Genomic DNA, 19,597 nt, shown 5'->3' on the forward strand with positions numbered 1-19,597 from the left:
AAATTGCAATGGCAGCCCAGCGCGACCCTGGCGATGAGACACACGCATCGCAGCCGCCAGGATTGGGGACCCTTGATGAAGCGCGTCTATGTGGTGGGCACGACCGACACGAAAGGCGAGGAACTCGGCTTCCTGGCCGATGCCATCGCTGCCACCGGCGCAGTAGTCTGCCGTGTCGATGTCGGAACGCGCGAGGCAACAATATCTGTCGACATCGGTGCCACCGATGTCGCGGCGCATCATCCCGGCGGCAGCACGGCCGTGCTCGGCGGCAATGACCGTGGCGCGGCGGTCGCCGCCATGGGCGTCGCCTTCACCCGTTTCATCCAGTCGCGAAATGACATTGCCGGCGTGATCGGCATCGGCGGCGGCGGCGGCACCTCGATCGTCACCGCGGGCATGCGCGCGCTGCCGCTCGGCCTGCCTAAGATCATGGTCTCGACGCTGGCCTCCGGCGACACCGCTCCCTATGTCGACGTCTCCGACATCGTCATGATGCCATCGGTGACCGACATGGCCGGCCTCAACCGGCTGTCGCGTGTCGTGCTGCACAACGCCGCCCAGGCGATAGCGGGCATGGCAGGCAATCCAGCGCCGGCAGCGGACGGCAAGGCGTCGATCGGCCTCACCATGTTCGGCGTCACCACGCCTTGCGTGACCGCAATCGCCGATCGATTGCGCGACGTCTACGACTGCATGGTCTTCCATGCCACCGGCACCGGAGGCCGCAGCATGGAGAAATTGGCCGACAGCAGCCTGCTGTCAGGTGTCATCGACATCACCACGACGGAGGTTTGCGACCTGCTGTTCGGCGGCGTTCTGCCGGCGACGCAGGATCGTTTCGGTGCCATCGCCCGCACCGGCCTGCCCTATGTCGGCTCGGTCGGCGCACTCGACATGATCAACTTCTGGGCGCCTTCGACCATCCCGGAACAGCATCGCGACCGGCTGTTCTACGAGCATAACCCCAACGTCACGCTGATGCGCACGACCGCGCAGGAATGCCGCGCGATCGGCGAATGGATCGGCACCAGGCTCGCCCAGTGCGAAGGTCCGGTGCATTTCCTGATCCCGGAAAAAGGCGTCTCCGCGCTCGACATCGAAGGCGGCGCCTTCTTCGATCCGGAAGCCGACGCCGTCCTGTTCGACGCCATCGAGCGCACCATCAGGCCAGATGCGACGCGCCGCGTCACCCGCCTGCCGCTGCACATCAACGACCCCGAATTCGCCCAAGCGGCAACCGCCGCCTTCCTCGACATTGCCAGATAGTGAGACCCAGACATGCCAGCCATACCGCGCAAGGACATATTGAAGAAGTTCAGGGGAATGATCGACAAGGGCGTGCCGATCGTCGGCGGCGGCGCCGGCACCGGCCTGTCGGCCAAGGCCGAGGAAGCCGGCGGCATCGACCTGATCATCATCTACAATTCCGGCCGCTACCGCATGGCGGGTCGCGGCTCGGCCGCCGGCCTGCTCGCCTATGGCAACGCCAACGAGATCGTCAAGGAGATGGCCTACGAGGTCTTGCCGGTGGTCAAGAAGACCCCGGTGCTGGCCGGCGTCAACGGCACCGATCCCTTCGTCATCATGCCGCTGCTTTTGGCGGAACTGAAGACGATGGGCTTTTCCGGCGTGCAGAATTTTCCGACCATCGGCCTGTTCGACGGCAGCATGCGGCAGAGTTTCGAAGAAACCGGCATGGGCTTCGGCCTCGAGGTCGACATGATCGCCGAGGCGCACAAGCTCGACCTCTTGACCACGCCTTATGTCTTCAACCCCGAAGAAGCGCGTGCCATGACCAAGGCCGGAGCCGACATCGTCGTCGCCCATATGGGGGTGACGACGGGCGGCTCGATCGGCGCCACCTCGGCCAGGTCGCTCGACGACTGCGTCGTTGCCATCGACGCCATTGCCGAGGCAGCGCGCTCGGTGCGCAAGGATGTTATCCTGCTTTGCCATGGCGGCCCGATCTCGATGCCGGACGATGCGCGCTACATCCTCTCCCATGCCAAGGGCCTGCACGGCTTCTATGGCGCGAGCTCGATGGAACGGCTGCCGGCGGAAGCCGCGATCGCCAGGCAGACGGCGGATTTCAAGGCCGTCACACTGGGCGACGACAGAGCGCCCGCGAAGAAAAAGAAGGGATGATGAGAGATGACCGACAAGAGCAAGGTGTTTGTCTATCCGAAGGACGTCAGCGCCTTCGGCTTCGACTGGGGGAAATTGTCCCTGACCGTTGCGCCCGAAGTGAATGGCGCGACCCGCTTTTCCGGCGGCGTCGTCGACCTGCCCTCGGGCAAGGGCCATACCCGCCACAACCATCCGGGCGCCGAGGAAATCATCTTCGTCATTTCGGGCCACGGCGAACAGATGGTCGAGGACGAGAAGGGCAATCCGGTGGTCGAAAAGGTTGGCCCCGGCTGCACAATCTATGTGCCGGAAAGCCGGTTCCACTCGACGCTCAACACTGGTGACGGGCCGATGCAGCTGTTTGTGGTCTATTCGCCGGCCGGGCCGGAACTGATGCTAAGGGAGCTTCCGGATTTCAGGCTGATCCCGGCGGGGGAGTGAACCCTTCGAGGGTCGCGCCGCCCCTCATTGTCCTGCCGGACATTTCTCCCCGTATAGTGACGGGGAGAAATATGCTGTCATCGCCGCTTTCGCCAATCGCCGAAGCTGCGTTCTTCTCCCCGTTCTACGGGGAGAAGGTGCCGGCAGGCGGATGAGGGGCAGCGCCAGCCTTGGGCATCATGAAATCCCACCCCTATTCCAACCCCGCCCGCGATCGCCAAACATCACATATCCCGCCTCAGTCACCGCCAGCGTGTCCTCCAGCTTGATGAAGCCGCGCGTCGGGTGAAGCATGGTGGTCTCCACCGACAGCACCATGTTTTTCTCAAGCGGTTTGGCCGCATAGGTGCCTTCATAGGTCACCGGATGGTTGGTCATCAGGAACGGCGCCTCATGGGTGATCAAGCCCATGCCGTGGGCGAAGAAATCCGTATAGGGCGCGACTTTGGATTTCTTCAGCACGCCCTCGGCGTAAGCAATCATGTCGCCGCCCAGCACACCTGCCCTGACCTTCGAAAACGCCGCCTGCTGCACCGTCTCGACCTCGGCCAGCAGATCCTCCAACTCGGCATCGGGTTCGCCCAGAATGCCCATCCGGCAGAGGTCGCCGATATAGCCGTGATAATTGCCGCCGGAATCGATCGACAGCACCTCGCCCTTCTTCCACGCCTGTGGCGAGGCGGCGCGGTTGTGGCTGGAGCCAAGCGTCAGCAGGCAATATTCGAAATGCGCGCCGCGATTGGTCTCCTCGCGCCTGACCTGCTCGATCATCTCGGCCTTGGTCGTGCCTTCATGCGCCCAGGCAATGGTCGCCAGCATGGAATCGGTGATCAACTCGGAGGCGGTGCGCAGCTTTTCGAGCTCGGCATCGGTCTTGATGGCACGCATGCGCTCCAGCATCTCGGTCGCGTCGATCAATTTCGCGTCGGGCAATGCCTTGCGGATCAGCGCATAGGCGTCCGACGGCAGGAAGCCGGGTTCGATACCGATGCGCGCGCCCTCCTTGCCGATCTTCCTGACATGCTCGACGGCGAGGTTCGCGGCGTCGAGCGTGCCCCAGCAGGCGGCATGCAGCGTCGGCGTCCAGAACGGATGGTTCTGGTGCTCGCCGCCCTCCATGCGGTTGCCGATATAGGCCGCATGATCCGGCCCGCCCTTTTCGTAGACGACGATCGGCAGGTAACGGCTGTGGCCGATCGCATCCATGGCGGCAAAGAAGATGAACTTGTAGCCGCCCAACAGGTACTGTGTGTTGTGCTTGGAGGTCGCGAGCAGCACGTCGATGCCGGCCTCCTCCATCAGCCGGTCCACCCGTGCCTGGTCGAACGGGATATTGCTGACGGCACTCTTGCCTGGCGCAATGTTCATCACTCACTCCCTGAATTGCCGGGATCGACGCTGTTTCGCAGCGATCCGATGGCTCGCGATCAAATCTGCACTATTTTGTTCACTCTGGTCCAGCCAGAAACGTTATGAATGCCCATCCATGCGCGCATCGAGCCGGCATTCTGTCCAGATATGCGCATATCTGGTCCTACCAGAAACCGAATTGAACGGACTTTAGCTAAACTGGTCCAGCGGACGAAAATTTCAAAGCCAAGCAAGGATGCGCCAATTCCGTCTCTGGCGAAACCCTTCGCAAGGCTCATAATCCCCGCCGCAAGGATGCCGATGCACGCCGGCGTTCGAGGGGTGTCGCGCCCGGGTCGGGTCGCGCGGAGAGGACGAGTTCGATCATGTCAGGTTTCACCATTTCCAGACGCACCATGCTTACCGGTTCGGCAATGCTGCTGGCCTCCACGGCCATGCCGGCGCTGGCTTGGGCACAGACGCCGAAGAAGGGTGGCCGGCTCGTGCTTGCCGCCGACTCCGAGCCGCGCAATCTCAACCCGGCGATCGTCGCCTCGAACGGGGTTTTCTTCATCTCCAGCAAGATCGTCGAGACGCTGGCGGAAGCCTCCTTCGACGGCAAGGACGGGCTTGCGCCACGGCTGGCGGTGAGCTGGGAAGGGGCCACCGACGGACTGTCGGCGACATTCAAGCTGCGCGAAGGAGTCAAATGGCATGACGGCAAGCCATTCACTTCGGCCGACGTCGCCTTCTCGGCGCTGCAGATCTGGAAGCCGCTGCAGAATCTCGGCCGCACCGTGTTCAAGGACCTCACCGCGGTCGACACACCAGACGATCTGACCGCCGTGTTCAAATTCGCCAAGCCGACGCCGTTCCAGCTGATCCGCAACGCCCTGCCGGCGCTGTCGAGCGTGGTGCCGAAGCACGTCTACGAGGTCGGCAAGATCGAGGACAACCCGGCCAACAACGCGCCGATCGGTACCGGTCCGTTCAAGTTCGGCGAGTACAAGGCCGGCCAGTATTACCGGCTGACGAAGAACACGGACTATTGGGGCAAGGACGAGCCCTATCTCGACGAGATCATCTATCAGGTCCTGCCCGACCGCACCTCGGCCGCTGCGGCGCTGGAAGCGCAGGAAATCCAGCTCGCGGCTTTCTCGGCCGTGCCGCTGGCCGACCTCGACCGAATCTCCAAGGTTCCCGGCCTGAAGGTCATCACCAAGGGCTATGAGGGCCTGACCTACCAACTCGTCGTCGAGATCAACCATCGCCGCAAGGAACTGGCCGATGTGAAAGTGCGCCAGGCCATCGCGCATGCCATCGACAAGGATTTCGTCGTCAAGACGGTGTTCCTCGGCTATGCCGCCACCGCCACCGGCCCGGTGCCGAAGAACGATCCGCAATTCTACGCCGCCGACGTGCCGACCTATGCCTTCGATGTCGCCAAGGCCAACGCCCTGCTCGACGAGGCAGGCTACAAGAAGGGCGCCGACGGCAACCGCTTCTCGCTCAAGCTCTTGCCGGCCCCCTATTTCAACGAGACCAAACAGTTCGGCGACTATCTGCGCCAGGCGCTCGCGGCAATCGGCATCGACGCGCAACTGGTCAACAACGACTCGGCCGCCCACATCAAGGCAGTCTACACCGACCACGCCTTCGACCTCGCGGTCGGCCCGCCGGTCTTCCGCGGCGACCCGGCGATCTCGACTACCATCCTGGTGCAGAGCGGCATTCCGGATGGCGTGCCGTTCTCCAACCAGGGCGGCTACAAAAACCCTGCGCTCGACGCGCTGATCACCAAGGCATCGGAAACGCTCGACACCACGGCGCGTACCGACCTCTACAAGGAGTTCCAGAGGCAAGTCACGGCCGACCTGCCGCTGATCAACGTCGCCGAATGGAGTTTTATCAGCGTCGCCAGTGACAAGGTGGGCAACATCGCCAACAACCCGCGCTGGGCGGTGTCGAACTGGGCGGACACCTATTTGGCGGGCTGATCCCGCACTTGCGGATCGAAGTTTGGGGTGCTCAGATTCGGAGAATGAGAGTTCCTTCGCGCCCCCCTCTGTCCTGCCGGACATCTCCCCCACAAGGGGGGAGATTGGCGGTTTCCGCGCCTCGCACTTCCCTGCAACGTTGGCGATTGGCGAAAGCCGCGATGACAACTGATCTCCCCCCAAGTGGGGGAGATGTCCGGCAGGACAGAGGGGGGCGCCGTGGAGCACGGCCTCAGAAGTTTACAAGCGGCGTCCCATCATTATGACTCGCGCCCTCGTCCTCCTGCGTCGTCGCCTCATCGGCAGCATCTTCGTTCTGCTTATCGTCGTCATCGGCACCTTCCTTCTCCTTGAAGCCGCGCCCGGCGACGCAGTCGACGCCTATATCGTCTCGACCGGCGGCGACGCCGGCATGATCGAGCTCTTGCGCCATCGCTGGGGCCTTGACCAGTCGGAGTTGACCCGGCTCGCCAACTATCTCTGGGCATTGCTGCATCTCGACCTCGGCCAGTCCGTCACTTTCTCCCGGCCGATCCGCGATGTCATCTTGGAACGCCTGCCGACCACGCTCATCCTGATGGTCAGCGCCACCGCGCTCTCCTTCGGCCTCGGCTCGGCGCTCGGCATCTATGCCGGCGCAAGGCCCGGCAGCTTCCGCGACCGTTTTCTCTCCGTCGCCTCGCTGGCGCTCTACGCGGTGCCTGGCTTCTGGCTCGGCCTGGTGCTGATCGTGATCTTCGCCGTCGATCTGCGCTGGTTGCCGATCGGCGGCATCGAAACCCTGGCATCGGACAGGACCGGTCTCGACCGCGCCGCCGACATCGCCATCCATCTGGTGCTGCCGGTATCCGCGCTCGGCTTCATCTACCTGGCGCTCTATCTGCGCATGATGCGCGCCGGCATGGCCGAGGCCTGGCGCCAGGATTTCGTGCTGGCCGCCCGCGCCAGGGGGCTTTCGCGCCGCCGCATCGTGCTCGCTCATGTCGCCCGCAACGCACTTTTGCCGCTGGTCACCATGCTTGGCCTGCAATCGGCGCAGATGCTGGGCGGCAGCGTCGTCATCGAGAGCGTCTTTGCTGTGCCCGGCCTCGGCCGGCTGGCGCAGGAAGCGGTGGCCGCGCGCGACACCCCCTTGCTGCTTGGCATCATCCTCACAAGCGCGGTGCTCGTCATCCTCATCAACCTGCTCGTCGACATCGCCTATGCCTTTCTCGACCCCCGCGTCGGCGCCAGCGAGGCGGGCGCATGAGCCGTCTGCGCCGCTTCCTGCGCACGCCCGAGGCGGTTGCCGGCACTCTCCTTCTGGCGGTGCTGTTCGCCATGGCGCTGTCGGCCTCGCTACTGTTTCCCGGGGATCCGCAAGCCATTGCCGGCCCCGCGCTGCTGCCGCCATTCCAGGATTGGTCGCTGCCGCTCGGCACCGATCGGCTCGGCCGTGACGTGCTGGCCGAACTGTTCCACGGCGCCCGCACCTCGCTGGCTGTCGGCCTCGCCGCGGCCGCCGCGGCCCTTGTCGTCGGTGCGATCGTCGGCACGCTGGCCGGCTTTGCCGGCGGCCTCGTCGACGAAGTGCTGATGCGCATTGCCGACGCGTTCCAGACCGTGCCTGGTTTCCTACTGGCGCTGGCTTTCGTCAGCGTGGTTGGCCCCTCGCTCGGCGTCGTTGTCGTGGCCATAGCGCTCGGAACCTGGACTGGACCGGCGCGCATTGCCCGCGCGGAAGTGCTGTCGATCCGCGAGCGCGACTATGTCGCCGGTGCCCGTGTCATCGGCATGCATCCAATGGAGATCGCCTTTCGCGAAGTGCTGCCCAACGCCTTGCCGCCGGTGCTGGCGATGTCATCGGTGATCGTCGCCGCCGCGATCCTCACCGAAGCGGCCCTGTCCTTCCTTGGCCTCGGCGATCCCAACCGGGTCACCTGGGGCGGCATGATCGCGGAAGGCCGCACTGTCTTGCGCACCGCGCCGTTCCTGTCGATCGTCCCGGGCATTGCGCTGGTGTTGACGGTATTGAGCGTCTATCTCGCCGGCGAAGGCATCGTCGAGACGACGGCCGTGCGCAGGGGCCTGTCGTGACCGCGCTGGCGTCGATCCGCGATCTCTCGGTGACCTACCGCGGCGATGGCATCGAGGTCACGGCGCTGAAGAACATCACTATCGATCTCCACGCAGGCGAACGGCTTGCGATCATCGGTGAAAGCGGTTCGGGCAAGAGCACCCTGGCGCTGGCGATCGCGGGGTTGTTGCCACTGTCTTCGAAAATTGAAGGCAGCATCGAGTGGTTCTCTCTACCAACGTTGGATGCCGTAGAACGCAGAACGCCAAAGTCTCACTCCGGACAAAACCTGACACCCCTCCTCGGCCGCGACATCGGCTTCGTCTTTCAGGATCCCTCCGCAAGCCTCGATCCCGTGATGACCATCGGCAAGCAGATCGCCGAAGTCGCCCGCACCCATCTCGGCCTCACATGGCAGCAGGCATACGCCAAGGCCAGAACCCTCCTCGAACGCGTCCGCTTGCCCGACCCTGACTCCGCCCTGCGCGCCTTCCCGCACCAGCTTTCCGGCGGCCAGAAGCAGCGTGTGGCGATTGCCGCCGCGATTGTCGCCGGGCCGAAACTGCTGATCGCCGACGAGGCAACCAGCGCGCTCGACACCATCGTGCAGGCCGAGATCGTCGTGCTGATCCGACGGCTGGTGGCAGAGGACGGCATGACGCTGCTGTTCATCAGCCATGACATCGCGCTCGCCGCCGAACTTGCCGAACGCATCGCGGTCTTCCGACATGGCCAGTTGGTGGAGCTTGGCAAGACGGCGCAGATGATCGACGCACCCGCCCAAGCCTACACGCGCGCGCTGCTCGACGCCCATATCGGCCTCGACGCCCAACCCTTGCTGAACCGAAGCGGGCTGAATGGATGAGCCTGCTGACGGTGTCCAAGCTCACCAAACGCTATGGTCGCGGCGGCAAGACCCTCGCCGCGGTGGACGATGTCTCCTTTCATGTCGAACCCGGCGAAACACTGGCGCTGGCCGGGCCTTCCGGCAGCGGCAAATCGACGATCGCGCGACTGGTGTTGCGCTTGATCGAGCCGGATGGCGGAGGCATCGAATTCGAAGGCGATGATTTCTTGGCGCTGCGCGGCGCGCCCTTGCGTGTGCGCCGCGCCCGCCTGCAAATGGTGTTCCAAGATCCGCTCGCCGCCTTCAACCCACGCGCCACCGTGGCGCGCGTCCTCGACGACCCTTTGCGCATTCATGGCGTCGCCTCGCGCTCCGAGCGGCCGCGCCGCATCGCTGCCTTGCTGGAGCGGGTCGGCCTTGCGGCCGGTCTTGCACCGCGCGCCATCCATGAAATCTCCGGCGGCCAGCGGCAACGCGTGGCGATTGCCCGCGCCATCGCCACCAAGCCGTCGCTGATCGTGCTTGATGAAGCGGTGTCGGCGCTCGATGTCTCGGTGCGCGGCCAGATCCTCGATCTCCTGCTCGACCTGCAGCACCAGGAACGGATCGCCTATCTCTTCATTTCGCATGATCTCGGCGTGGTGCGCGCGATCGCCCACCGCGTCATCCTTCTCGACGGCGGGCGGATTGCCGAGAGCGGCGATGCCCGAACCGTTATCGACGCACCGCAATCGGCCGTCGGCAAGGCGCTGGTGGCGGCCGCGCCCAGATTGGACAGAAGCAGACCATGATCCGGTCTTCGAGCAAGATCACACTGAGAGAACCCGCCTATCCCCCGACCATCAGCCTGACGACCTCATCATGGTTGGTCTCCGAAATCTTGCGCTCGCCGGCCTGAACGCCGCGCCGCAGCACGACGATGCGGTCCGAAACCGCGAAGATGTCCTGCAGATTGTGCGAGATGAAGATCACGCCGCGTCCTTGCGCCTTGAGCTGGTGGATCAGCGAGATCACCTTGCGCTGCTCCGGCACGCCCAATGCCGCCGTCGGTTCGTCCATGATCAGGATCTGCGCATCCCAGTAGACGGCGCGGCCGATGGCGACGGCCTGGCGCTGGCCGCCGGAGAAATTGCTGACCGGGGCGTTCATCCGGCTGACATGGAAATCGAGCCGCTTCATCGTCTCCCTGGCGGCCTCTGCCATCGCCTTGCGATCGAGCACCGGCAGGAAGCCGAACGCCTTGCGCATCGGTTCGCGGCCAAGGAAGATGTTGGCGCCGATCGACAGATTGTCGGCCAGAGCCAGATCCTGGTAGATCGTCTCGATGCCTTTTTCGCGCGCCTCCTGCGGCGTCGCGAAAGCCACTGGCTGGCCACCGAGCAGGATTTCGCCCCCCGTCGGCTGGAACACGCCCGAGATCGCCTTGATCAGCGTCGTCTTGCCGGCGCCATTGTCGCCGGCAAGCGCCACCACTTCGCCCGGCCGCACGGCCATGGAGAAATCGCTGAGTGCACGCACGGCGCCAAAATGCTTGGACAGGTTGCGGACTTCGAGCAAGGGGGTGTTCTGGTCGGTGCTATTCATCCTGGCGGCCTCCACTGAACCGGCGCTGCGCCTGGTCTATGAGCACGGAAATGATGATGACGACGCCGACGGCGATGAATTGCCAGAACGGCTCGACATTGACGAAGACCAGCCCGTACTGGATGACCGCGATCACCAGCGCGCCGGCGACCGTGCCCAGGATCGTGCCGGAGCCGCCGAACAGGCTGGCGCCGCCGATCACCACCGCCGCGACGCTGTCGAGCAGCAGCGGCTCGCCGGCTTGTGCCGCACCGGCGGTGAAGCGCGCTGCGTAGAGCGCCCCGCCAAGGCCGGCGCACATCGCCGACAGCACATAGAGCCGCAATATGTGGCCCCTGATATCGATGCCGGCGCGCCGCGCCGCCTGCACATTGGCGCCGATGGCATAATTGTGCTGGCCGAACCGCGTCTGGCTGAGCAGGTAGTGCATGCCGATGACGAAGACGGCAGCGATCATGACCAGATAGGGCACGCCATAGAACTTGCCGTTGCCGAGCAGCGCGAACCAAGAATTCTGCACCGGCACCGTGGTGCCGCCGGCAAGCAGGAAGGCAACGCCGCGCGCGACGCCGAACATGCCGAGCGTACCGATGAACGGCGGCACCCTGAGGCGTGAGATCAGCAGACCATTGATGATGCCGGGCACACCGGCAACGATCACGGCGGCGAGGATGCCCGCGAGCATGGCCAGCGGCAAGGGAATGGCGGCGCCCGCCATATTGGTGGCATGCGCGGCAACGACTGCGGCAAGGCCCATGATGAAGCCGAGCGACAGGTCGATGCCGCCTGAAATGATGACGAAGGTCTGGCCGGTCGCCAGCAGCAGCGGCGCTATCGCGAAGATCGCGATGGATTGCAGGTTGAACGGGTTGAGCACGAACGTCGCGCCGAAGGCGTATCTCGACCATATCTCGAAACAGATGATCAGGCCGGCAAGGAACAGCCAGGCGCGCCCTTCGGCGATGCGTCCGATCAGGCTCCTGGCCGGATCGCCATGATCGGCCTGGGGGGCGACATGCTTCTCGGCAGGCTGGGCTGGTGATGTCGAGGTCATGAATACTCCGCGGCGCGGCTGCCTTCAAACAGGCCCCGCCCTTTTGCGGGACCCGGCACGACCCCCCCCGGCAAAACCGGGAGGAGCCAAGCTCGTCTGGGCTTACTCGGAGTAGAGATACTTCGAGATGTTCGGGTCCGCGATGTTGGACTTGTCCATGATCGTGAAGCCGGTGCCGATCGTGACCGGGATCGAATGGCCGGTCAGGTGGGCATAGGCCGAAACGACGCCGTAATAGCCGATCTCGGCCGGATGCTGGGCGATTGCCACGTCCACGAGGCCGGTGTTGATGTTGTCGACGATGCTGGTCGGCGCATCGAAGGCAACCACCTTGACGGTACCCGTCTGTCCCGCCTGCTTGACGCCGTTGGCGGCGCCGAGCGCCGAGAATAGGTTGGCGCCGAACACGCCGACGAGATCGGGATTGCGCGCGAAGACAGCCTGCAGCTGCGAGGCGGCCTTGTTGGCGTCGTCGTCATTGAACTGGGTTTCCAGAACGGTGATGCCGGTATGCTTGGCCATCTCCTTCTTGAAGCCTTCTTCGCGCTGGTCGGTGGTCGAAATGCCGGGCTTGACGTTCGACACATAGACCTTGCCCTTGTCGCCAATGGCGGTGGCCAGCGCCCGCGCCGCGATCTCGCCGCCCAGCACATTGTCCGAGGCAATGTAGGCCAGCGGGAAATCGGCGTCGCCGGCACCCGTCTGGTAGACGCCGCTGCCGATGAAAGTGTCGACGGTTATGACCGGGATGCCGGCATCATTGGCCTTGCGCAGCGGTTCCACCAGCTGAACCTTGTCGGTCGGCGCGATCAGGATCGCGTCCGGCTTCTTGGCGATGACTGCGTCGAGCACCGGCACCTGGGTGACCGGGTTGAAGTCCGGAGCACCCTGGAAGACCAGGTTCACGCCGAGCGCATCGGCAGCCGCCTGAGCACCCTTGCGCATGGTGATGTAGAAGCCATCGGTGGTGAGACCCGGAATGAGCGCAATGGTGTATTTCTTGTCCTGTGCCTGCGCGGGCGCCATCAGCACCGTCGCGCTGACGGCAAGCGCCGCGAGCGCGGCAACGATCTTCTTCATGACATCCTCCTCATTGTTGGCAATTCTGCCGTTTGCGGTGACATTGGAATGGCCGTCATCCGCGCGGGGGCAGGATGCCGACGGCCGGGAACGCCTGTTTGCCTTTCGCGGGCAGCTCCTCCCAAGCGCCCTCCAGTCTGTCAGCCGGCCAGCCGACCGGCACAATCGCCGTGCTCGCTTTCCTCGCCTCCGCGACGTCAGGCAACCACGGCGCCCGGCATGCCCTGCACGCCGGGTCCGCAATTTGTAACACTTTGCAGAAATAAATTGCAACTCGGTTTTTCCGAGACGGCAACGCAGCCTTTTCCAGACACCATCCGACTGCTCCTCGGAGCCCAGGCGAACTATCGTCCCGACTCCACGGCGATACAATCGATTTCGCAACGGCTTCTCTCCGCGCCACGGCGCGGCATCCGTCCGGCATATCTGCCGCTATCGCGTTGCAAGAACCGCGAGGACGGCCTGCGCCGTCTTGGTATCCGTCACCAGCGTGTTGATGAGCCCGGAACGAACGGCGCCGATAATTGCCGTCGCCTTCTCAGGCGAGGCGGCGACGCCGATCACCAGCGGCACGGCGCGAAGCTGCGCCGGCGACATGGCGATCATACGGCTCTCCCCTTCCCAGGCGATCAGGGCGCCTTCTGCATCGAAGTAATGACGCAGCACGTCGCCGGCCGCGTGAACCAGCGCCTGCTCGCTCGGCGTGGCTGCGCTCGCCTCGGGCGCGTTTATGGCGTGCGGCAGGCCGATGCCGACGATCGCCACATCGGTTCTCTCCCACAAGGCGACGGCGTCGCGGATGGCGGCGTCGCGCAGGAAGACCTCACGCAGCTCGCTCGACGGCAAATAGGGGGCGTGGATGAAGCGCGGTGTGCCGCCGAACTCCTCCGCGGCAAGCCGCACGAATTCGTTGACCTGGAAATGCGCCGCGTGCTGCTGCATGCCGCCGGTTGCTGCCACTGTCAGCACGCCCGGCATGCGCGGCAGGCCGGATCGGATGACCTCGCGCACGGCGCGCCCCCAACCGATGGCGACCACGGAGCCGGCAACCAGCTGCGCCTGCCTGAGCAAAGCGCCAAGCGGGGCGGAAAGCGCCGTCAACCCACCCGCCGCCGGCGTCTCGACAACCGCGGCATCCCGCAATTTCAGCCCGTCGACCAGTTGCCTGGTGATATCCTCCGGCGTCGCCAGGTCGATGACCTCGATGCGCACGATGCCCTCGGCCCGCGCCCTCTGCAGCAAACGCGAAATCGTCGCAGTGGAGACACCGAGCTGCCGCGCTATGTCGACCTGCGACATCTCCTCCACATAGTGCAGCTTGGCAACCGTGTGCAGCATCGTGCGCGATGCGGTCGCGTCCTGGACGGAGGGAACAGACAGCTTGCAATTCCTTTCAGCAACGTGTTACACACGTATACGCCGATGGGAGTTATCGCGCAAATCCGGTGAACTCGCAACTTGAGGGCCATACCAGGCCACGCGCCGGCAAGGCTGCTTGTGCTGGCAGCCGGCGATGCATCAGGCGGCAAAATCTTCCTGCCGGCAGGCAGGCAAACTGACCATTGTTTCCACGGGATCAGCGCCTCGGCGAGAGAGCGCCAACATCGGACAGAAAACCATGACGAAGATGACCACCGCGGAACTGCGCGGCTACCAGCAGATATGCGGCAAGGACGGCGCCATGGTGGCCATCGCTTGCGACCAGCGCGGCGGCATGCGCACCTTGCTGGCGTCGGATCCCGCGGACCAGGCCAGGATCACCAACGACATGCTCGGCGACACCAAGGCCGACATCACGCGCTACCTCGCAAGCGCTGCGTCCTGCGTGCTGCTCGACCCGCTCTGCGCGGTGCCGAGAGTGGTCGACGAGGGCGTGCTGAACCGGGATACCGCACTCCTCATCGGCCTCGACGCGTCCGGGTTCGACCTTTCGCCGGAAGGCTACCGCCTGTCGCGGCTGGTTCCCGGCATCGACGCGCGGCGCGTGCGCGAACTCGGCGGCACGGGCGGCAAGATCATGGTCTATCTCAGGGCCGACAAGCCGCAGGCCAACGAACACAACATCGCCATCCTGCGCCAGTGCATTACCGACTTCGGCAAAGAGGACCTGCTGCTCGTCGTCGAATTCCTGACCTATCAGCTCGACGGAGAAAGTCCGGAAGACTATGCGGCCAAGACGCCCTGGCTGGTCGAGGAAGGTACCAGGATTTCGCTGGAATGCGGCGCAAAGGTGCTGAAGCTTCCCTACCCCGGAACGCCGGAAGCCTGTGCCAATATCACAAAAATGGCCGGCGAAGTGCCGTGGGCCGTACTTTCGGCTGGCGTCAACCACGCCACCTTCCTCGGCCAGGTCGAGATCGCCATGCAAAATGGTGCCTCCGGCGTGATCGCCGGCCGTTCACTGTGGAAGGACTGTATCTCGCTCGACCGTGACATTCAGCGCGAAAGGCTTAAGACCATCGCGGTGCCGCGATTGCGCGAGATCCAGGCGGTGATCGGGCACTATCGGCAAAAGGCCGCCGCCTGACATTCCGTTGGATCACCGGCACGTGCAGGACATCATGCCACATAAGTCGATGGCCATAGGGATCGATATCGGCGGCACCAATTTGCGTGCCGCCCGCATCTCGGGCACGGGTGAAATCCTCAAACGCCTCAGCGAGAAAAGCGCACCCGACCCGGAACTGGTGCTTGGCCGGATCGCCGACATGGTGCGCCTTCTCGATACGCCCGACGTGGCGGCCATCGGCGTCGGTGTTCCCGGACGCGTCGACGCGCGCCGCGGCGCTGTCCTGTCGGGAGGTTACGTCAACCTTGCCTCGGTCGCGCTCGCGCAGCGGCTGGAAAGCATGACCGGCAAGCCTGTTGTCCTCGACAATGACTGCAACATGGCGCTGGCCGCCGAGATGGCCCTTGGCGCCGGCCGGGGCCACGACAACATCGCCATGTTCACCATCGGCACCGGCATTGGCGGCGCCGTCGCCCAGAACCGACGGATCATGCGCGGCCGGGCAACGGCGGGGCAACTTGGCCACATCACCGTCGACGTCGACGGCGAGGTCTGTGCCTGCGGGCGGCGCGGCTGTGTCGAAACCACCAGTTCCGGCACGGCGCTTGGCCGCCACATCGCGCGCGCCGGCTTTGGGCCTGACGTTTCGGTCGACCAGCTCTTTGCTCGCGACGTGGCCGGCGATATCGAGGCGCGCAGCATACTGGAAGCCTGGGCAAGGCCGCTGCGCGCGGCGATCGATACCACCGTCGCCATGTTCGACCCCGATGTCGTCCTGCTTGGCGGTGGGCTTGGCCTCGCGGCACACAGAGCGCTCGGCCACGCGCCGGCGCTGGCGCCCTGGTACCAATGCCCGGTCGAACCGGCACAGCTCGGCGACGATGCCGGTGTGATCGGCGCCGGGCTCCAGGCGCTTTCGGCTCCGGCATCGACATCGCTTTCCGTTAACCTTGGCCGCGCCAGACGCGCCGTGCTCGTCAACGGCATCCCGGCCAGCGGCAAGAGCACCGTGTCACGCGGCATCGCCAACCGCATGGGATGGCCGCTGCTTGCACTCGATACGGTCAAGAACCCGTTCCTCGAAGTGCTCGGCGGTGCCGACCGCGAATTCAACCGCACACTCGGCCGCGCCAGCTACCAGGCAATCTGGTCGCTGGTCGGCGACGCCCCGGCCGGCAGCACCTTCATCGTCGATGCCTGGTTCGGTTTCCAGCCGCGGCAAGTGCTCGAGGATCATCTGCGCAGGGCCGGCGTCGAACATACCGTCGAAATCTGGTGCCACGCGCCCGGCGAGGTTCTGGCCGAACGTTATGGCGCCAGGCTCGGCCAGCGCCTCCCCGGCCATCCCGGCGCTGCCTACATCCCTGAACTGATTGAACTGGCCAAGCGCGCCGAACCGCTGCGGCGCGGACCGCTGTTCGACGTCGACACCACGCGGCCGATCGACTTCGATGCCATCACCGCATGGCTGCGCGCGACCTTGGCCAGCGACGCCTGAGTCGCTCGGTGCCAGCGCCGGTCATGCCGGCGGCAGCCGAAGCGTCCTGCGAGCGATCTGCCAGGCGGATTCGGCATGCCGCCGCTTCAGCCTCATGGCATCCATGATCTCGGTCATCACGGCAATCGCCGGCCCGCGTTTCCAGCCTGAGGACTAGCGAAGATGACGAGCGGTCACTTTGCGACGCTCGTCACTTGCGCAGCGCTGTATCAATAGCCGACGGTGAAGCGCTGCCTAACATGCGCCGGCTTCTCGATCTCGTCGACCAGGACGATGGCATAGTCCTCGAAGGAAATGCTGCTGCCCTTGTCCGAGGCGAGAAGCGTGTCCTTGCCGAGACGGTATTTGCCGGTGCGCTCGCCTGGGACGAACAGGGCCGAAGGCGACAGGAGCGTCCAGTCGAGATCGCCGACCGTCTTGAGCTTATCCAGGAAGTCGGCGCCCTTCTGTGCTTCGGCCTTGTAGATCTCGGGGAATTCGGGAGTGTCGACCAGCCGCTTGCCGGGCGCGACTTCGAGACTGCCCGCGCCGCCCACGACGAGATACCGCTTCACGCCGGAGTCACGCACCGCTGCGATCAACGTATCGGGGTCGCTGTCCAGGAAATGCACCGAGCTGATCACCACGTCGTGTCCGCGGATCAAATCGGCGAGACCTTGCCTGTCAAAGACATCGCCTTTTCTGGCGGTCACGCCGGGCAGCGCCGCGATCTTTTCCGGGCTGCGGGCGATGCCGGTGACCGTATGGCCACGGTCGGAGAGTTCCTTGAGCAGGCGCGAACCGACGGCGCCGGAGGCGCCGATAAGAGCAACTTTTGCCATGTCTTCTTCCATTTCCTGTTGGAGGCTGATTGGGTGGAGATCAGGCCGCAGCGATATGGGCGACGAGATTGTCGAAGCTGCCGAACAGCGCGTTCGAACCGATGAGCCGGGGCGCTTCGTTGCGGATGACCGCCAGCGAAGGCACGCCATTGGCATGCAAGCGCTGGAACAACGCGCGGCCGCGACCGACCAGTTCGCGGTGAGCCGTCAGCAGCCGCTCCGTTGGCGCCGCCAGCAACTCGCCCGCATCCGCCATGCCAGCGGCGGAGAGCACCTCGGCGACACCGCCGGCGGTGACGATATCGCGGCCGTCGACATAGCGTGCCCGCTGGATCGCCTTCAGCGCGGTCAGCCGCCGGCCGGGATCTTCCAGGCCTGCGGCGCTGATGGCGAGCGTGGCGGTATGGGAGTCCAGCAGAGTGCCACGAACGTTTAGAACGTTGCGCTGATAAGCCTGCGTGAACGGCTGTCCCGTCAGACGTTCGATACGCTGATCGTTGGCCCAGGCATGGGCGGCAAACCCCTCATCCATCGGACGCGCGCCGGCGCCGGAAAACAGGCCGGTCGCCAGCAATTCGACGCGCACGCCGCCTGCCATCAATTTGTCCAGCATTGGGGTGGCGCCGTAGCACCAACCGCAGAGCGGATCGAAAAGGTAAGTCACGCCTGAGTTGCGCATGATTGCCTGATGTCCGTTGGCGGGGCTCCCCGCGACCTGACCGTCAAATGTCCTGGCCCATATGTGGCAGCGGGCGGTCTTGCGATAAATGGCTACCAATAATACAAACTGTCTGATCCAATCAGACAAAAGCGATCACTTTGGCCGACCTGCTGAACCTCAATCGACTCATTTACTTCACCACCGTGATGGAGACCGGGTCCTTCACATCGGCAGCCGACCGACTTGGCGTCGCCAAAGCCGTGGTCAGCCATCAGATTGGCAAGCTCGAGGAAGAACTGGGCGCGTCTCTCATGCGACGCACGACGCGCCGCGTCACACCGACAGAAGAGGGACGCCTCTTCTATGACCGTGCAATGATCATTCTGCGGGAAGCGGAAGCCGCCTATGGCGAGATTTCGCGCGGTGGCGTCGAACCGGCGGGAATGCTGAGACTGACCGCACCGCTCGACTACGGCACGAAGATCGTTGCGCCGGTCATCGCCGCCTATCTGAAAACCTATCCGCATATGCGCGTCGAGGCGATCTTCGACGATGCGGTAAGCAATCTGGTCGACGAGCAGATCGACCTCGGCATCCGCGTCGGCTGGCTTGCCGATTCCTCGAACCAGGCGCGGCGCCTGGGCACGATACGGCAGATCGTGGTGGCAAGTCCTGCCTTCGCCGCGAGCCTGCCGCAGGGTGTGAGCCCGCGCCAGGCGCGATCGCTGGCCTGGGTCGGAAACGCCCAGCTTCGCGGTGTCGGCCAATGGCTGTTTTCCAGGAATGGTGACAAGGTGCTGACCGAGCTCAATCCGGTCATCACATGCGACAAGAGCCCGGCCGCCCACGCCTGCGTGCTTGCCGGCATAGGGCTGGGTGTGTTTCCCGACTACAGCGTCAGCGATGATATCGCCGAAGGACGGCTGGTGCCGGTCTTTGCCGAATGGGCCTTGCCCACCGGCGGCATCCACGCCGTCTTTCCGCCGGCAAGGTTCAGGCCCGCCAAGGTACGCGTATTTGTAGACCTGCTCGCCGCCGCCGAGAAAAAACGATCGCGCGGCAGCGCGATGCTGTGAGATGTGACCGCCGCGGAAGGTCAGGAATGACTTACATTAAAGCGGTTATGCCATCTCCCAAAAACAAAACGCCCGCGGCGATTGCTACGGGCGTTTGTATGGATTGTTTTGGTCGGTGGGATTTGTTTGTTGTGCGTCGCGGGCTTGTTCTCGCCTGGGGGGCGGATTGATCTCTGGTGCGAACGCGAAACGGCCCGCCGGGTTTGATCCAGGCGGGCGGTTTAATTTGGTTGCGGGGAGAGGATTTGGTTTTTTGTCCTGCTGCGTCGGCAAGGCCTGCTTGCGGGCCGCTGATGACAGGTTAAGATCGGCGGGCCACGACAGCAAAATACAAAAGAGCCCGCACGATGGCGGGCTCATTTGTATTTGGTTGCGGGGACAGGATTTGAACCTGTGACCTTCAGGTTATGAGCCTGACGAGCTACCGGGCTGCTCCACCCCGCGCCACCGATTTGCAAGCGAGAGCTTGCGAGAGGTTTGTCCGCCAAATGAA

At 64.3% G+C, this 19,597-nt stretch carries 19 protein-coding genes and 1 tRNA gene; 11 read left to right on the forward strand and 9 right to left on the reverse strand.

The features are described 5' to 3' along the window. Window positions 1-75 precede the first annotated feature (75 nt). Genes EN861_RS23660 through EN861_RS23670 form a run of 3 tightly spaced genes read left to right on the forward strand, consistent with a single transcriptional unit; the run spans window position 76 to window position 2,571 of the window. Window positions 76-1,269 (forward strand): Tm-1-like ATP-binding domain-containing protein, encoded by a 1,194-nt coding sequence (locus EN861_RS23660; protein ID WP_135865849.1) that lies wholly within the window; start codon window positions 76-78, stop codon window positions 1,267-1,269. Window positions 1,270-1,281: 12 nt separating this feature from the next. After that, window positions 1,282-2,148, forward strand: a complete 867-nt coding sequence (locus tag EN861_RS23665) for a phosphoenolpyruvate hydrolase family protein (RefSeq protein WP_127872314.1) — start codon at window positions 1,282-1,284, stop codon at window positions 2,146-2,148. 6 nt (window positions 2,149-2,154) lie between these two features. Further along, window positions 2,155-2,571 carry a cupin domain-containing protein gene (locus EN861_RS23670; protein ID WP_135865851.1) on the forward strand — a complete coding sequence of 139 codons (417 nt, stop codon included), beginning with the start codon at window positions 2,155-2,157 and terminating at the stop codon, window positions 2,569-2,571. 177 nt (window positions 2,572-2,748) lie between these two features. On the opposite strand, the gene EN861_RS23675 is transcribed toward EN861_RS23670, so the two are convergent. Next, window positions 2,749-3,939: a Xaa-Pro peptidase family protein gene (locus EN861_RS23675; RefSeq protein ID WP_127872313.1), complete on the reverse strand. Its 1,191-nt coding sequence runs from the start codon at window positions 3,937-3,939 to the stop codon at window positions 2,749-2,751. A gap of 59 nt (window positions 3,940-3,998) precedes the next feature. Further along, window positions 3,999-4,220, reverse strand: coding sequence for a hypothetical protein (locus EN861_RS35875; protein WP_145972053.1), 222 nt, complete (start codon window positions 4,218-4,220; stop codon window positions 3,999-4,001). 87 nt (window positions 4,221-4,307) lie between these two features. Here EN861_RS35875 and EN861_RS23680 point away from each other — a divergent pair, with 87 nt between their 5' ends. The 5 genes from EN861_RS23680 to EN861_RS23705 all read left to right on the forward strand — a co-directional run bounded on the left by EN861_RS23680 (window position 4,308) and on the right by EN861_RS23705 (window position 9,612). After that, window positions 4,308-5,918: an ABC transporter substrate-binding protein gene (locus EN861_RS23680; RefSeq protein WP_135865853.1), complete on the forward strand. Its 1,611-nt coding sequence runs from the start codon at window positions 4,308-4,310 to the stop codon at window positions 5,916-5,918. Window positions 5,919-6,180: 262 nt separating this feature from the next. After that, on the forward strand, window positions 6,181-7,167 hold the full coding sequence (locus tag EN861_RS23690; protein ID WP_127872311.1) for an ABC transporter permease: 987 nt from the start codon (window positions 6,181-6,183) through the stop codon (window positions 7,165-7,167). Next, a complete protein-coding gene (locus tag EN861_RS23695) occupies window positions 7,164-7,994 on the forward strand; it encodes an ABC transporter permease (RefSeq protein WP_135865855.1) in 831 nt (276 codons plus the stop codon). The genes EN861_RS23690 and EN861_RS23695 overlap by 4 nt, the downstream gene beginning before the upstream one ends. Further along, window positions 7,991-8,839, forward strand: a complete 849-nt coding sequence (locus tag EN861_RS23700) for an ABC transporter ATP-binding protein (RefSeq protein WP_189343707.1) — start codon at window positions 7,991-7,993, stop codon at window positions 8,837-8,839. The genes EN861_RS23695 and EN861_RS23700 overlap by 4 nt, the downstream gene beginning before the upstream one ends. Further along, on the forward strand, window positions 8,836-9,612 hold the full coding sequence (locus tag EN861_RS23705; RefSeq protein WP_135865858.1) for an ATP-binding cassette domain-containing protein: 777 nt from the start codon (window positions 8,836-8,838) through the stop codon (window positions 9,610-9,612). The genes EN861_RS23700 and EN861_RS23705 overlap by 4 nt, the downstream gene beginning before the upstream one ends. A gap of 37 nt (window positions 9,613-9,649) precedes the next feature. Here EN861_RS23705 and EN861_RS23710 read toward each other — a convergent pair whose 3' ends face one another. The 4 genes from EN861_RS23710 to EN861_RS23725 all read right to left on the reverse strand — a co-directional run bounded on the left by EN861_RS23710 (window position 9,650) and on the right by EN861_RS23725 (window position 13,877). Then, complete coding sequence (locus EN861_RS23710; RefSeq protein ID WP_127279898.1) at window positions 9,650-10,405, reverse strand: ATP-binding cassette domain-containing protein; 756 nt, start codon at window positions 10,403-10,405, stop codon at window positions 9,650-9,652. Next, a complete protein-coding gene (locus tag EN861_RS23715; RefSeq protein WP_127279899.1) occupies window positions 10,398-11,459 on the reverse strand; it encodes a ribose ABC transporter in 1,062 nt (353 codons plus the stop codon). Before EN861_RS23715 ends, EN861_RS23710 begins: the two co-directional genes overlap by 8 nt. A gap of 102 nt (window positions 11,460-11,561) precedes the next feature. Further along, the gene (locus tag EN861_RS23720) at window positions 11,562-12,539 is read right to left on the reverse strand and encodes an ABC transporter substrate-binding protein (RefSeq protein ID WP_096457947.1); all 978 of its coding nucleotides are present in this window, start codon (window positions 12,537-12,539) and stop codon (window positions 11,562-11,564) included. Window positions 12,540-12,971: 432 nt separating this feature from the next. Beyond that, complete coding sequence (locus EN861_RS23725; RefSeq protein ID WP_135865860.1) at window positions 12,972-13,877, reverse strand: sugar-binding transcriptional regulator; 906 nt, start codon at window positions 13,875-13,877, stop codon at window positions 12,972-12,974. 280 nt (window positions 13,878-14,157) lie between these two features. Between EN861_RS23725 and EN861_RS23730 the strand changes: the two genes are divergently transcribed. Both EN861_RS23730 and EN861_RS23735 read left to right on the forward strand, forming a co-directional pair. Beyond that, a complete protein-coding gene (locus tag EN861_RS23730; protein WP_135865862.1) occupies window positions 14,158-15,066 on the forward strand; it encodes a tagatose-bisphosphate aldolase in 909 nt (302 codons plus the stop codon). Window positions 15,067-15,100: 34 nt separating this feature from the next. Next, window positions 15,101-16,546, forward strand: a complete 1,446-nt coding sequence (locus EN861_RS23735; RefSeq protein ID WP_135865864.1) for an ROK family protein — start codon at window positions 15,101-15,103, stop codon at window positions 16,544-16,546. Between the two features lie 209 nt (window positions 16,547-16,755). On the opposite strand, the gene EN861_RS23740 is transcribed toward EN861_RS23735, so the two are convergent. Both EN861_RS23740 and EN861_RS23745 read right to left on the reverse strand, forming a co-directional pair. Continuing rightward, window positions 16,756-17,367: an NAD(P)-dependent oxidoreductase gene (locus tag EN861_RS23740; protein ID WP_127872303.1), complete on the reverse strand. Its 612-nt coding sequence runs from the start codon at window positions 17,365-17,367 to the stop codon at window positions 16,756-16,758. A gap of 40 nt (window positions 17,368-17,407) precedes the next feature. Continuing rightward, on the reverse strand, window positions 17,408-18,046 hold the full coding sequence (locus EN861_RS23745; protein WP_127279804.1) for a DsbA family protein: 639 nt from the start codon (window positions 18,044-18,046) through the stop codon (window positions 17,408-17,410). A 140-nt stretch (window positions 18,047-18,186) separates the two neighbouring features. Here EN861_RS23745 and EN861_RS23750 point away from each other — a divergent pair, with 140 nt between their 5' ends. Next, complete coding sequence (locus tag EN861_RS23750) at window positions 18,187-19,104, forward strand: LysR family transcriptional regulator (protein WP_127872302.1); 918 nt, start codon at window positions 18,187-18,189, stop codon at window positions 19,102-19,104. A gap of 367 nt (window positions 19,105-19,471) precedes the next feature. On the opposite strand, the gene EN861_RS23755 is transcribed toward EN861_RS23750, so the two are convergent. After that, window positions 19,472-19,548 (reverse strand) — tRNA-Met (locus EN861_RS23755). Between the last annotated feature and the right edge of the window lie 49 nt (window positions 19,549-19,597).

This window comes from Mesorhizobium sp. M8A.F.Ca.ET.218.01.1.1 (assembly GCF_004791165.1).
Classification (GTDB): domain Bacteria; phylum Pseudomonadota; class Alphaproteobacteria; order Rhizobiales; family Rhizobiaceae; genus Mesorhizobium.